Source organism: Rhodococcus qingshengii JCM 15477, assembly GCF_023221595.1.
Taxonomy (GTDB): Bacteria; Actinomycetota; Actinomycetes; order Mycobacteriales; family Mycobacteriaceae; genus Rhodococcus_F; species Rhodococcus_F qingshengii.
This window is the reverse complement of sequence record NZ_CP096567.1, coordinates 371106-385126: the sequence shown is the minus strand read 5'-3', so window position 1 is coordinate 385126 and position 14021 is coordinate 371106. Positions and strand designations below refer to the sequence as shown.

Genomic DNA, 14021 nt, shown 5'->3' with positions numbered 1-14021 from the left:
TTGACGATCGGCGATCGGCGATCGAAAACATTCGCTGATCGCGCGGACCCGGTCGGTGCGGCGGGCTGTGAGCAGTCAGGCGTAGGTCGACACTGATCTGGTCCGCTCCGCGGACGTACGTGCAGGTTGGTGCGCATCCGTGTTTGATCGGCGATGATCCGGGCATCTTTCGCGTCGGTCTTACCGTCGCCACGGTAGGTGGCTGCCGCGCGGTGCACGATCCGTCCCGGGATATAGAACAACTGCTGGGAGTGGTTGCCAAGCAAGGCGATCAGTAGTGCCGCGCCACGGGAGCCCAAGATCCGTTGCCCCGCAGACATTGTCGTCGCCTGCGATCCATACAACTGTTTCGATGAGATCTTCCGGTGAGAAATAGTCCAATCTGGTGGCTCGGCGTCGTCGGCGATCGTCGCGACCGCCTTGTCTATATCCACGGAGTTGTAGGACTTCTTCATCGCAGCCAATGCACCCCGGTCGGCTGACTTCGTTAGCGCAGCAAGCACATTGGCTTTCCTGGGGAACCAACAGCGCTGCTCCCGGGTCTCGGGGAACACTTCCCTCAACGCCTTCCGAGACCCCCAGCGCGCCGTCCCCGACCACCAACACCGGGGCCCACATCCCTCGGCGGCGGCAGTCGCGCAGCAGGTCCACCCAGGACTGAAGTCGATTCGCGGTAGCCGTCGGCGAGGGCGAGGGCGAGGGCGACGAACTCCTTCCGACCGTCTGCTCAGACCCGAGCATCACCAGCAAACAGTTCTGGAAGCGTTGCCGAGACCAGACCGCGTCCTGCTGGGCGTGGGCTGGGACCCGAATGGCCAACGCGGCATCGATACGCACGATGTTCGCCAACATCACCGCGTCGAGGCCATCGGACTTCGATCCGAAGACTGAAGGTCGGGCACAGTACCAGCTGCTGTGCAGGCGGCGTCGAACTGCCGCAGTAGCGACATCAGACTGATTCCCATCGCCACTTCGATCTGCGGTGGCTGACGACGTGCCGGTGCGCGCATGATCTCCCGCAGCCGGTCGACGTCGCGGTAGATGAATCTGAAACCTCAAACGAACCCTCGCAAGAAAGCTCCACCAGACGAGCTGATCCATTGCACACAGCCAGGAAGCCCACACAGACCGTGCTCGGCGACGCCATATTTTGTAGATCATCCCATAACCATGTTGCGGTTCTAGTGCGGTGTTCATGAAGTTTTTCGACGGTCGACTTTCGCGAGTATCTGCTCGGCGGTTTTTGTCCAGATGAACGGCTGCGCTCGTGGGTTCCACCCGTTGATGAAGTCCCGAATTTTGGCGGTGAGCTCGCGAACATTTCGGAAGGTGCCGCGGTGGATGGCTTGTCGTTCGATAATGCCGAACCAGACTTCGGCGAGGTTCATCCACGATGCCGAGGTCGGGGTGAAATGGACGTAGATTCGCGGGTTCGCCGCCAGCCAGTCCCGGACCTCGACTTTCTTGTGCGTGGCGTAGTTGTCCATGATCAGATGCAATTCCTGGTCCGGATATGCCCGCGCCACATGCTTGAGGAACACCAGAAACTCCTGGTGACGGTGACGGGGCCGGCAGATCCCGGTCACCTTTCCGGTCGCGATCTCCAACGCAGCGAACAAGGTGGTCGTGCCGTGGCGCACGTAGTCATGAGTTTGCCGTTCGGGGATCCCGATCTGCATCGGCAACGTCGGAGCCGTCCGATCCAATGCCTGGATCTGCGATTTCTCGTCCACGCACTTCCGCGATCGCGTTCTCCGGCGGCTCCAAGTACAAGCCGACGATGTCGGTCACCTTCGCAACCAACTCCGGATCGGTGGAAAACTTGAATGTCTCACTGCGCCAAGGCTGTACACCGCACTCACGCCACGCATCGGCAACGGTGTTGTTGCTGATCTTCAATCGATCTGCCAGCAAACGTGTACTCCAATGGGTGACGCCGAGCTTCTTCGGCGGCGGCATCAATGTTTCCGACACGATCTGGCGGTGATCGATCGTGCGCGGACACCCCGAACGCGGCTCGTCGACAAGCCCGTTCATCCCGGCTTCGTCGTAGCGTGCCCGCCAGGTGATGACAGTCTGTCGGGTTACGCCCACCAATTCCGCGATCCGTGTGTTCGATTCGCCCTCAGATGCGAGCACGATGATCCGAGCCCGCTGCGCGATACCGGCCCGCACCGATCTGGACCGTATCAACGCCGTCACACGCCCGAGATCCCCGTCCCGTAAAACCAAAGGCGCAACTCGCATGCAAGCAAGTACCGCAAACCACACCGTCTAATTATTTATCCCACGCCGCACTAGATGCAGGAAGGAAGCAATCCACAGGCAATCCTCCGCGAGCTGCTCGAAAAAGTCAGGCCCATCGCAGATTGCCCCACTCCTCAAAGTTCACGGTGAACATGGAGCATTCCTTTTGCACCCCATAGTTGCTCATCCATGCATTTATGAACGCGTAGCGGGCGCCCCGAAGCGACAGCACCCGTGCAAGTCAAATCCTGCAAACCAGCTGAACCAGCCACTGCAGCCCTGGACCAGTTCGGCCCAGGGCCGCATCATGTTGCAGATTGAGACAATAACCGCGGTCTTTCGATCGAGCTCCGTTAGCTGGGCTCCTGGCCGAACAGTTCCTCCACCACCTCTGGGAGTCTCTTGAGATCAGGCATTACGGCTGCCACAAGTTCGGCCGGGTAGTCGGTATTCTCGCGGTTGATGTATATCGATCTGATGCCGGCGCTATCCGCGGCTTCTACATCATGGAACAAGCTGCATGCGACATGAATCCAGGTGGTGCAGTCCGTGCCGGTTCGGGCGCGAAAAGTCTCGAAATGAGGGGCAGCAGGTTTGTAACTTCCGATGTCCGAGCTGGTCACGATCTCATCGATTCCCACTTCGAAGCTTTCCAATGTGAGCAGCAGCATTTCGCGGTCCACGTTCGAGAGTATGCCCAGTCTGTAACCCCTGGCTTCCAACGCCTTCAACGCTTCGTTGGTGTCGGGAAACATCGGCCAAGTCGGCAGTGTTCTGCCGAGTACGTCCAATTGTTCCTCATCAAGTTCGATCTCGCATCGCTCAGCTGCTCGACGGAGACCTTCAGCGAGTACCACGCGATACGCCCACTCCGGGTGTTCGGTCTGGACATTCGGCTCGTGGCGGTGGTACTCCGTGAGCAGCCGGTCGGCATCGCTGCCTGCGACACTACGAAGAGCTGCTGTCATGCCGGACCGCCAATCGACCAGGGTTCCGTAGCAGTCGAAGGTGAGCCATTTCGTCGTTGTCATAGTTCTTCTTCCAAGGTGGTGGTGGGTCAGTGATGGCGGGGAGCTCGAACTCGACGGTGTCCTCGTTTGAAGGGCGCTCCTGCAGGCGGGCTTTCTCAATCTTGCCGGTCGGGTCTTCGCCAGCTCACGGCCGAGCTCGACATCGCGGGGAACTTGAAAATGCGCCATAGTCGTGTAGCAGAATTTCCGCGGTTCCCGCTCCGACAGCTCCGATCCGTCTTTGGCGACTACCGATACTTTGACTTCTCCCTCGATGAGATTCGATCGAAAGCCGTATGACGCGCATTCCAAGGTTGCAGAATGTTCGCGGATGGCCTCCTCAACCTCGAAGGACCATATCTTCTCCCCTCTGCTGCGGATCGAATTCTTTCTGCAGCCGACGACGGAGAGCGCGCGACCATCCAAGCCCCCGCTCGTCGTTGGTAGATCTCTGTGGCCTCCTGCATATGTTGGCACTACCAATCTAGGTTTCATCTACTCAGCAACGTGCAAGCGAATCCCCACAACAGCTCGATCTGCATACCGTCTAGAGACGCTTGGCATTGGTCTCGGGTAGTGCATACGTGCAGAGGAAACTGATCAGAACGAACGTGACCAACAGAATTGCAATGGCGTAACTGCCGAAGGCTGCCAGCAGGACGCCGGCGATAACCGGGGGAACGGCGCCACCAACTACGCCCGCAAGATTGTATGCAAGTCCGGCTCCAGTATAACGGTACTTCGTAGCGAAGAGTTCAGGTATGAACGAGGCCATCGGTCCATACGAGATTCCGAGAACGGTAAAGGTTCCGACAATTCCAATGATAAATAGGAATGGCGATCCTGTGTCGAGAATTGGCAGCACGGCGAACGACCATGGAACCCCCAGCATAAATCCGCATAGAATGACTCGCCGACGGCCATAGACATCGCAGAGAACAGCCGATAGCGCGCAGAAGACAACCATGGCAAGCCCGCCCGCAACATTCGAAACGAGCACCAAAGAAAAGGAGTGTCCAAGTTCAGTGCGCCCGTACCCGGTCAGGTACGTCCCGCCCATGAAGGTGAAAGTGAAAACGCTCATCATGGCTCCTGCTGCGAGCATCGTCTGCTTCAGTTGTGTGCGGAGAAGTTCCTTCAATGGACTTTTTGTGATGTTACCCGCACTTTCGCGAAATACCGGAGTTTCTTCAATGTTCAAGCGCATGTACAGCGCAATTGCAACAAGGACGATACTGAAGAGGAAAGGAAGTCGCCATGCCCAGGTTAGAAAGGCATCGTTCCCCTCTCCCACAGTTTGACTGACGAGGAGAAAAACGAGGCTGCTCAGCACAAGTCCGGTACCGACGCCTATCTGCGGGAACATGCCATAGAGGCCACGTTTTCGTTCCGGTGCATACTCTGCTGTAAGTAGCGCCGCTCCCGACCATTCGCCCCCCACTGCAAATCCTTGGAGCGCACGAAGGAATATGAGAATTACCGGTGCTGCTGCACCGATCGAGGAAGCGCTAGGGATTAGACCGATCGCAACCGTCGACAATCCCATGATCAATAGAGTTGCGATCAGAGTCTTTTTCCTTCCAATTCGATCTCCATAATGGCCAAAGAAAGCCGAACCGACGGGACGAATGATGAATGCGACCGCAAATGTAGCGAATGAAGAGATCGTTGCAACAGTAGGTGAGAGATTTGGAAAGAAAACATGCGGGAATACAAGTGCGGCTGCTACGCCGTAGATGTAAAAATCGTAGTACTCGATCGCCGAACCGACAAAACTCGCGAAAGCTACCCTGTTCATCGTGGATCGGTTAGCAACCGGCGCCATCTGTGCCTGATTCTGTTTCATAGCTTTCCTTGTCGTCTCTGAAAATACAATGGATTGCAGTTCCTTTCGTCACATCGAGATCGGCCTATTCGTCACACCCTTCAGCAGTCCCGTAATTTTCTATTGGGCGACAGCATTGTGACTCGCTTACCGATCGCTCCGTAAAATCCTTGTAACCCTACAAGGGAAGTCGATCTCCGTGCCGAAAGAATGGGCCAAAATTCAGTGGTCTAGCCAGTGCGGTAAGTGAACTACATCACCATCACTCTGTCAACCACCGGCCGAAGAATTTTTCCCAGAAAGGCGTGGGACCGAGCGGATTGTCACAACATCGACGTCCGACCGCTTGCCATTGCGGGGGGACTCGGAGGCCTTGCATAGGCCTGCGGTTCGCAACGGTTAGCGACTCGATCTGCGTGCTTGAGAGATCGAAATGCCGCCACCATCAAGGACTTTACTGAAACTTGGGAATGACGGCTGCGGCGAGAAGCGCTGGAGTGCAATGGGTCGGCAAACCAGAACCCATGTTTCGCTTCTCGAACCTCCACCCAGCCGGCGGGCCTTGCGGACTTGGCACCCCGATTCCGATGGGTTGCGACGACTTGTTGTGCGCGCGTGGGCTTGACAACACTCGACACAGCTGGTGTTCTACTGGTCAGTCCACTAGGGCGGGTCGATGTGAGTGATGTTGGCGGAGGCAAAAGGGACGATTGGCCAATTTCCTTCAGCCCGGGGCTGCCATCAAACACTGCTCTTTACAGCGCTTGGTAGTGAAGGCGTGGTACCCCAGCTGAGGTATCACCCCACACATAGAGGAGAAATGCAATGAGTGAACGCACAGTTTTGACGGAATACGTCGGAGACGTCGCAGTAATTACCCTCAATCGGCCTCAGTCATTGAATGCGTTGAATACCGACCTGTTGACAAACCTGGTCGACGCGTTACGTGCTTCGCAGTCAGCCGGTGCAATTGTGGTGCAAGGCGCGGGTCGCGGATTTTGTGCAGGCGAAGATTTGAATGAGACTCTCGCCCCGCAAACCGGAACAGCTGAGGAGTTGCGCGTTGCGTTCCATCAGCTGCAGGATTTGACGAGATTGATGGCCGGAGCGCCGTGCCCTGTCGTTAGCGCCGTCCACGGATACGCTGTTGGTGGAGGCGCCGAAATCGCGCTCACCGCCGACTTTGTCGTCGGAGGCCCGCAAGCCCGGCTCAAATTCCCTGAGGCAGTAATCGGACACGCTCCGACTGGCGGAATCACAGCACGACTGCCGTTGATGGTGGGACTGCTTCGCGCCAAAGAACTGCTGTTGACAGGTCGGTGGGTTGAGCCAGAAGAGGGCTTGTCACTCGGGCTCTATACCGAACTGAATGCAGATCCGAAGGCACGGGCCTTGGAGATCGCCACGGAACTCGCAGGACATCCGCGACGGTCGCAGACTGGAGTAAAGCGGGCCATCGAACTCGCACTCGTTCCGCAACAAGAATCCTATCTCCAACTAGAAGTAGAACTTGCCTCATACTGTTTTGCATCTATTGAGACCAAAGAAAGCTTCTCTGCGTTCCAGAATCGGACACGCACGACACACACCCCATAGCATTCCGCACATTTATTCGGTACCAAGCCAACTGAGGTGAAAAAATGCATGACGAAACGACCTTGAATTCGGCACTGAACGACGCAATCGAACATTGGCCCAACAGAGTATTCCTCAAAATTGATGGACAGGACATCACATTCTCGCAGTTTGAGGACCAGGTCGGCAGGCTGGCCGCAGGTTTGAGTGATATCTGCGGGATCAACGCTGGCGATCGCGTGAGCGTGTTCATGCGGAATTCATTGGCATGCGAGCACACATGGTTTTCTGCCAACAGGCTCGGAGCAATCTGGGTGCCCATCAACACCGAGTTCAGGGGATTGAGTCTCGAGCACGCAGTGAACCTAGCTGACGCACAAGTCTACGTGGTTGACGAGGATCTCTATGAAATCCTGACTACTGCATTGTTCAAAGCAGGTATCGACGCCACCGTTGTTGTGGCCAGCAACGAGGATGCGAAAGGTAATGGCCTTTGGCTCTCCGATCTCTATCTTGATCGAAAAGCCCCCACTGTCGATGTCAAGTTCTCAGACATCTCGGCCCTTCTCTATACCTCGGGAACGACCGGGCGGTCGAAGGCATGTATGCTCTCGCATCGCTACTTCACCTCTCAGGCGCGGATCGCGATTCGAGACTTCGGCTTAACGGAAGCGGACGTCCTGTACTGTCCTTTCCCACTGTTTCACGCCGATGCCACAGCTTTGACAACTGTTCCCGCTCTCCTTGTGGGTGGGACTGCTGCGATTAGTAAACGATTTAGCGCTTCGCGATTCTGGGACGAAATCCGCGAAGCAGGCGCCACTGTTTTCGACTTCATGGGAGCGACGTTATCTATCTTGGCGAAGGCCGAACCGAAGCCAAACGACGCAGACAATCCGGTGCGACTGGCGTGGGGTGTACCGGTTCCGGAATCTGTCGATATGTTCGAAAAACGATTCGGGTTGACAGTTGTCGAACTCTATGGATCCGTCGAGGCGAATATTCCGATAACTCAGCATTTTTCGCAACCCCGCATTCCAGGTTCATGCGGACGCGCCGTAGAGGAATTCGAAATTATCGTCGCGGATGAATTTGATCAAGAAGTTGCACCGGGTGAGCCTGGGGAACTGCTAATTCGTCCCAAAGTGCCGTGGACTACCTTCTCCGGATATTATGAAAATCCTGATGCAAGCACCTCGGCCCTCCGGAACATGTGGTTCCACAGTGGAGATTTGGTGCGCATGGATGTCGACGGAAATGTGTTCTTTATTGGCCGCAAGAAGGAAAGTATTCGACGTCGAGGCGAAAACATCTCTTCATTTGAGGTGGAAGAAGGAATTCGAGAACATCCTTCTGTTCTGGACTGTGCCGCATTTGGAGTAAAGTCAGACCTCACCGAAGAAGAAGTCAAGGTATCTGTCGTCGTAAAATCTGAGGCGGCTTTGACAGAGAAAGAAGTCTGGGAATTCTGCTATGCCACGATGGCTAGGTTTCAGGTTCCTCGCTATATCGAGTTCGTTACCGATTTGCCGAAGACTCCAACCGGAAAGGTCGAGAAGTTCAGGTTGCAGGAGAACCCATTCAACAAAGAAACAAAAGAATTTACACTTCCCGCAAAAGCCTAGAAGAAACAGGATCAAACTATCCACATCGGGGTGTACCGGAACTTCAACTTTGACACTTGGCGAAATGTCACAGAAAATTCCGCCATTCGACCGGGACGAGCAGCCCCATCATATGATCGAAATGATCATCATATTCTACTTTTATTGAATGAAATTCAACTCTCAATCCATATCAACTAATCGCATTCGCAGGCGCAACGAGATGGGACGCGTGGTCACGATGACTGCACTGATATCGACAGAATCAGACTCGAAGCCTTACGATCTCGATGATCGGTACCGTTCGGGATCGGGACCGGTGTTGCTGACCGGCGTTCAGGCAATCGCTCGCGGCTTCGTCGAACAGCATGTCCGCGACGTCCGCGCAGGCAAGCGGATCGCCACCTTTGTCTCCGGTTACCAGGGCAGCCCCCTCGGCGGCGTCGACAAGATGCTCCACGGGATGCCCAAGGTTCTCGCCGAGCACGACATCACCTTCATCCCTGGCTTCAACGAGGAACTTGCGGCCACCGCGGTGTGGGGTAGCCAGGCAGATTTACCTGCGGGAACCGCGAAGTTCGATGGAGTCACTGGCTACTGGTACGGCAAGGGGCCCGGTGTCGACCGCGCTACCGACACCATTCGCCACGCCAACATGTACGGCGTGAACCCCAAGGGCGGCGTAGTCCTGCTGGTGGGCGACGACCCGGCGTCGAAGTCCTCCACGGTTCCGGCCGTCAGTGAGCGCTCGCTTGCCGCGATGGGTGTGCCGGTTCTGTTCCCGCGCAATGCCGAAGAGATCATCACGATGGGTATGCACGCCGTGGCACTTTCACGCGCGTCCGGTTGTGTTGTGGCCCTGAAGATCGTTGCCGACGTGGCGGACGGCGCCTGGACGATCGACGGCAGCATCGCCGATTTCGACATCGTGGTGCCCGAGGTGCAGTTCGAGGGCAAGCCCTTCGTCTACAAACAACGACCGATGGATGTGTCTCCCGATAAGATCATTCCAGCTGAAGCCGATCTCGTAGGTCCACGTTGGGATCTGGTGCAGGCCTACGGCGCCGTGAACAAGCTTGATGTGATCGAGGTTAACCCCTCCGGTGCGAAGATCGGTATCGCCGCCACCGGTACAACTTTCGACTCCGTCCGACAAGCTCTGGCAGACCTCGGTGTCGATGATGCCGCGCTGCACCGCGCCGGGATCCGTCTCCTTCGCATCGGAATGTGCTACCCCGTCGTGGGCGAGAAGATCAAGGAGTTCGCCGAAGGTCTCGAGCAGATCGTCGTGGTCGAGGACAAGACCGCGTTCATCGAAGCTCAGATCCGGGAAGTCCTGTACGGCACCGACGATGCCCCTCGCATCATCGGCAAGCGTGACGGCCAGGGCCGTCTGCTCATGCCTGCCAGTGGTGAACTGACCGCAGGCCGGCTGCTCGCCCCGTTGCGCCGCGTACTGAAGCCGCACGTCGAACTCAAGCGCACCCTCCCGGCCCCGCTGTCGCTCAACGTGCTCTCCGCCAAGCGAACCGCGTACTTCTGCAGCGGGTGCCCCCACAACCGTTCCACCGCTATTCCCGAGGGTTCCATCGGCGGCGGCGGAATCGGTTGCCACACACTCGTCACCATGTCCGGCCGTGAGGACAGCGCTGTCACCGGCCTGACGCAAATGGGCGGCGAGGGCAGCCAGTGGATCGGGCAGGCACCGTTCACCGACGTGCCTCACCTGTTCCAGAACATCGGCGACGGCACCTTCTTCCACTCCGGTCAGTTGGCTGTCCAGGCATGCATCGCCGCAGGCGTGAACATCACCTACAAGTTGCTCTACAACGAAGTAGTGGCGATGACCGGTGCACAGGACGCGGAAGGTGCCCTCTCCGTTGCTCAGCTCAGCCACAAGCTGACCACCGAGGGCGTCAAGCAGATCATCATCTGCGCCGACGAGCCTTCGCGTCACAACAAGCGCGCTCTGGCCAAGGGCACCAAGCTCTGGCACCGCGATCGCCTCGACGAGGCCCAGAAGGAGCTTCGCGAGATCAAGGGCGTCACAGTGTTGATCTACGACCAGCACTGTGCGGCCGACGCTCGTCGCCAGCGCAAGCGTGGCACGCTGCCCACTCGCAACACTCGCGTCGTCATCAACGAGGCAGTGTGCGAAGGCTGCGGTGACTGCGGTGTGAAGTCGAACTGCCTCTCGGTCCAGCCCGTGGACACCGAGTACGGCCGCAAGACGAAGATCGACCAGACGTCCTGCAACACCGATTACACCTGCATGGACGGCGATTGCCCGTCGTTCGTGACCGTCGAATTGGTACCGGGCAAGAAGGCTCCCAAGGCCGCACGTCCCGTCCCGCCCGTCGTCGCAGACCCCGATTTCGGACCGCTCACCAGCACGCAGAACGTTTTCCTCGCGGGCATCGGCGGCACCGGCATCGTGACCGTCAACCAGGTGCTCGCAACGGCTGCACTGCGCGCCGGCCTCGAGGTGGAGAGCCTTGACCAGATCGGACTGAGCCAGAAGGCCGGACCGGTTGTCTCGCACCTGCGTTTCAGCTCCAGCGCGCTCGAGCCGTCCAACCGCCTCACCCCGGGCAGTGCCGATTGCATCGTCGCCTTCGACCTGCTGACCGCGACGGACAACAAGAACCTCGACTACGGCAACGCCGAGAAGACGGTCTCCATCGCCTCGACGTCGCAGACGCCGACCGGAGACATGGTCTACGACAAGGCTGTTCGCTACCCCGAGGAGACGTCACTCCTCGCCCGTCTCGACAAGGTGTCGCGCACCCTGCGTTCGTTCGACGCACTCGCCGCGGCACAGGAGTTGTTCGGTAACACCGCAGCCGCCAACTTCCTGCTGATCGGTGCGGCCTACCAGAGCGGCGGACTCCGTCTGCCGGCCGAGGCCATCGAAGAAGCGATCGGCATCAACGGCGTTGCCGTGGACGCGAACATCGCGGCATTCCGTTGGGGTCGTGCAGCAATTGCCGACACCGCAGCGTTCTCGGCCGTCACCACGCCGGCCAAGTCCGTCCGCGAACCCGTGGTCGCACCGGCTCACATGTTCGCCGGAACCACCTTCACCGGTGAAACCCTGCGACTGGTGGAACTGCGTGCGGCGCAGCTCATCGAGTTCCAGTCCGTCAAGATCGCCCAGCGTTACATCGATCAGGTTCAGGCAGTCTGGACCGCCGAACGTGCCGCAACCGAGCGGACCGACTTCAGCGAGGCTGTTGCCCGCGGCCTGTTCAAGTTCACCGCGTACAAGGACGAGTACGAAGTTGCTCGCATGCTGGTCGATCCTGCCTTCATCGAAGACGTCAAGTCGCAGGTGCCGGCCGGGGAGAACCTGACCTACAAGCTCCACCCCCCGATCCTCCGAGTGATGGGCCGCAAGAAGAAGATCGGTCTCGGGCCCAAGTCGCATGTTGCACTGAAGGTTTTGGCCAAGGGTAAGAAGCTTCGCGGTACCAAGCTCGACCCCTTCGGCTACATGCACGTCCGCAAGGTCGAGCGTGAACTGCTCGCCGAGTACGAGGCCATGATCGCTGACCTCTCTCGTACGCTCGCAACCGACGGATACGATCGCGCCGTCGAGATCGCGGCACTGCCGGACGTGGTTCGCGGTTACGAAGACATCAAGCTCGGCAACATCGAGCTGTACAAGACTCGCCTGCGCGAACTCGGAAGATCGCACTCAGATGTCTAGAAAAGCAATCCCAGCTGATGTCTCTTGGGACGCGCATGTCAGTCTAACTAGCTGCGGCTTGGCGCACCTTCGGTCGATGGGGACAACCGATAGGCTTGAAATGTACTCAATTGACTGTGAGGATACTGCCAGCGTCATTCCCCGGCTTACGACCATATTTTGGCGCCTTGGTGTCGAACTTCGGGACTTGTCTACGTGGAAGTCGTTGGCGGGCAAGCCTAAGCAAGGTGTGTTGATCATCTGTAACCGACCGCCGCGTCTAGAAGCAGAGTTTCTGGTTAAACGAATGAACAACTTGGTCGGTGTGGTCAAAATCCGTACGATAGGCCTAGATTCTGCCCGGCATTGCCGACGCGGCAGTGCGCCGCGGAATGAGGTAGCTCCTGACGCGAACGCCCCGCTGCGGAGCGGCTCTCTTTGCTGTGCTGGCCCGTCCGGGTGCCGTTCGGTGTCTGACCGGCCGGAGCTGGTCGAGAGGTGCCGTTGTTCATCGGGCGGCGTCGGCGGCTGACGGGCCCGGTCAAGTCGGCCCTGCCGACCCCTGCCCATGCCGATGGGAAACGGTTGCGGCGACAGCGGATCGACAAAGCCCTACACGCGCTCATCATTTCAGCCATGCGTCCACGGCGTCTCGATCGACGGACCCGCGAAGTCCTCGTCACCGCAGTCGGCGACAGTGCGTCGTTCGAGTTTTGGCGCGAGTTCCTCACCGGCGCCGAAGACCGCAAAAGCGTTGCGGCACTGGAGAAAGATGTCTGGATCGACAACTGGAACCAGGACCCGAAACCCTTCGTCTGGCGCAAGACCGCCGAAGAGATGCTCGTCTCCTCGCCAATATATATCGAAGATTCCAGAACCAGCACACTAGTGCAACGCAAGTCCACGCGGCTGTACCACATGTGTTGTTGCTAGCTCACTTCGATACGTTTCGGCTTGGGGGTGTATTTGGCGGTCGTGATTGATTCTTGTTCTCGTCGGATGCCGACAGCGCACAGAGCTGCTATCGCAGCACCTCGACGCTGGTTCCGGCTGTTCCTCTTACCTATCGACCTCGGCCGCCAATCGCGCCAGGGCCCCGATGTCCGCGGAACGACTACCTGCCGGCCAGGCCAGCACCGTGGTGATCGCGACGGCATCGGTGACCGGGATCGCCACATGTTGTGGCCACTGCCACGCACGACTGGAGGCAGGAATTACCAAGAGCGCCTTGCCCATGCGACTAGCTGGGCTATAGCCGATTGGGTACGCACCTCCGGCCCAGGACCCTCCGGGTAGCTGCCGTCAAGTTTCGGCCACCGGGCCAACGGCAGATCGGGGATATCTCGAATCAGGGAAAGCGTGACATGCGTCCGCGTCGCGAGAAAGTGGCCCGCAGGAACAATGGCCACCTGCCCCTCGGCGAGCATATCTTCGGTGTCGAAGCCGTAGAGGTCATCGACCGGCCGGTGCATGATCGCCATATCGGCCCGGCCACCACGCAGCAGCGCCGCCTGCTCCCCGACCTCACACAGCAGCACCTCGATATCAGGAATGTCACTCCGCTTGGCAGCCTCCTCAAGCAGCTCAAGGGACGCACCTGCTTTCGTCGCAAGCACCAGCTGTCCCCGAGGGCCTCCGGCTCGCCGAGTCCGGTGAGCCGCAGCCTCGACCGCCTCGATCACCATGCGCGCCTCGCTCACCCGGACCCGTCCGGCGTCGGTGAGCTCGACGCCGCGACGGTCGCGCTCGAACACCTTCACGCCGAGCCTCGACTCGAGTCGCTGGATCGCACACGACAGCGGCGGCTGCGCGATACCGAGCCGGTCTGCAGCCCCACTGAAGTGCAGCTCGTCGGCAACGGCGAGGAAATACCGGAGCTCACGCGTTTCCAGATCAGACACGTCCACCGGCACGTTCATCATCTACGAGCGCTGGTAAAACCACGAGCTGCTCGACGCTCATCTGAGCGCACCGCGCATGCAGAAACTCGTCCCGCAGATGCTTGAACTGATCGACGGTTCCATCGAGGACGGCATTCGTTTGCTGCTGCCCTTTCGGCCCGACCACTAGAA

5 protein-coding genes and 5 pseudogenes are annotated in these 14021 nt (G+C 58.5%); 4 read left to right on the top strand and 6 right to left on the bottom strand.

Features of this window, described 5'->3' with window-relative positions; genetic code table 11:
- Window positions 1–108: 108 nt before the first annotated feature.
- The 5 genes and pseudogenes from M0639_RS32895 to M0639_RS32875 form a co-directional block, all read right to left on the bottom strand.
- Window positions 109–360 (bottom strand): annotated as a pseudogene (locus M0639_RS32895) (IS110 family transposase); the annotation flags it as partial.
- A gap of 44 nt (window positions 361–404) precedes the next feature.
- Window positions 405–753: pseudogene (locus M0639_RS32890) on the bottom strand (transposase); the annotation flags it as partial.
- 440 nt (window positions 754–1193) lie between these two features.
- Window positions 1194–2247, bottom strand: a pseudogene (locus tag M0639_RS32885) (IS630 family transposase).
- A 353-nt stretch (window positions 2248–2600) separates the two neighbouring features.
- Window positions 2601–3683 carry an HAD-IA family hydrolase gene (locus tag M0639_RS32880; protein WP_231915086.1) on the bottom strand — a complete coding sequence of 361 codons (1083 nt, stop codon included), beginning with the start codon at window positions 3681–3683 and terminating at the stop codon, window positions 2601–2603.
- A 121-nt stretch (window positions 3684–3804) separates the two neighbouring features.
- The gene (locus tag M0639_RS32875) at window positions 3805–5103 is read right to left on the bottom strand and encodes an MFS transporter (RefSeq protein ID WP_064075670.1); all 1299 of its coding nucleotides are present in this window, start codon (window positions 5101–5103) and stop codon (window positions 3805–3807) included.
- A gap of 804 nt (window positions 5104–5907) precedes the next feature.
- Here M0639_RS32875 and M0639_RS32870 point away from each other — a divergent pair.
- The 4 genes and pseudogenes from M0639_RS32870 to M0639_RS35305 form a co-directional block, all read left to right on the top strand.
- Entirely contained in the window at window positions 5908–6678 is a 771-nt protein-coding gene (locus M0639_RS32870; RefSeq protein ID WP_064075671.1) for an enoyl-CoA hydratase/isomerase family protein, read from the top strand.
- A gap of 44 nt (window positions 6679–6722) precedes the next feature.
- Window positions 6723–8282, top strand: a complete 1560-nt coding sequence (locus M0639_RS32865; RefSeq protein ID WP_064075672.1) for an AMP-binding protein — start codon at window positions 6723–6725, stop codon at window positions 8280–8282.
- 220 nt (window positions 8283–8502) lie between these two features.
- Complete coding sequence (locus tag M0639_RS32860; RefSeq protein ID WP_248671238.1) at window positions 8503–11970, top strand: indolepyruvate ferredoxin oxidoreductase family protein; 3468 nt, start codon at window positions 8503–8505, stop codon at window positions 11968–11970.
- Window positions 11971–12612: 642 nt separating this feature from the next.
- Window positions 12613–12696 (top strand): annotated as a pseudogene (locus M0639_RS35305) (transposase); the annotation flags it as partial.
- A 312-nt stretch (window positions 12697–13008) separates the two neighbouring features.
- Here M0639_RS35305 and M0639_RS32850 read toward each other — a convergent pair.
- Window positions 13009–13871 (bottom strand): annotated as a pseudogene (locus M0639_RS32850) (LysR family transcriptional regulator).
- Window positions 13872–14021 lie beyond the last annotated feature (150 nt).

Bases quoted from the DNA above. Each gene is read 5' to 3' on its own strand.
- M0639_RS32875 (WP_064075670.1), bottom strand. From the start codon at position 5,103: ATGAAACAGAATCAGGCACAGATGGCGCCGGTTGCTAACCGATCCACG.
- M0639_RS32870 (WP_064075671.1), top strand. From the start codon at position 5,908: ATGAGTGAACGCACAGTTTTGACGGAATACGTCGGAGACGTCGCAGTA.
- M0639_RS32865 (WP_064075672.1), top strand. From the start codon at position 6,723: ATGCATGACGAAACGACCTTGAATTCGGCACTGAACGACGCAATCGAA.
- M0639_RS32860 (WP_248671238.1), top strand. From the start codon at position 8,503: ATGACTGCACTGATATCGACAGAATCAGACTCGAAGCCTTACGATCTC.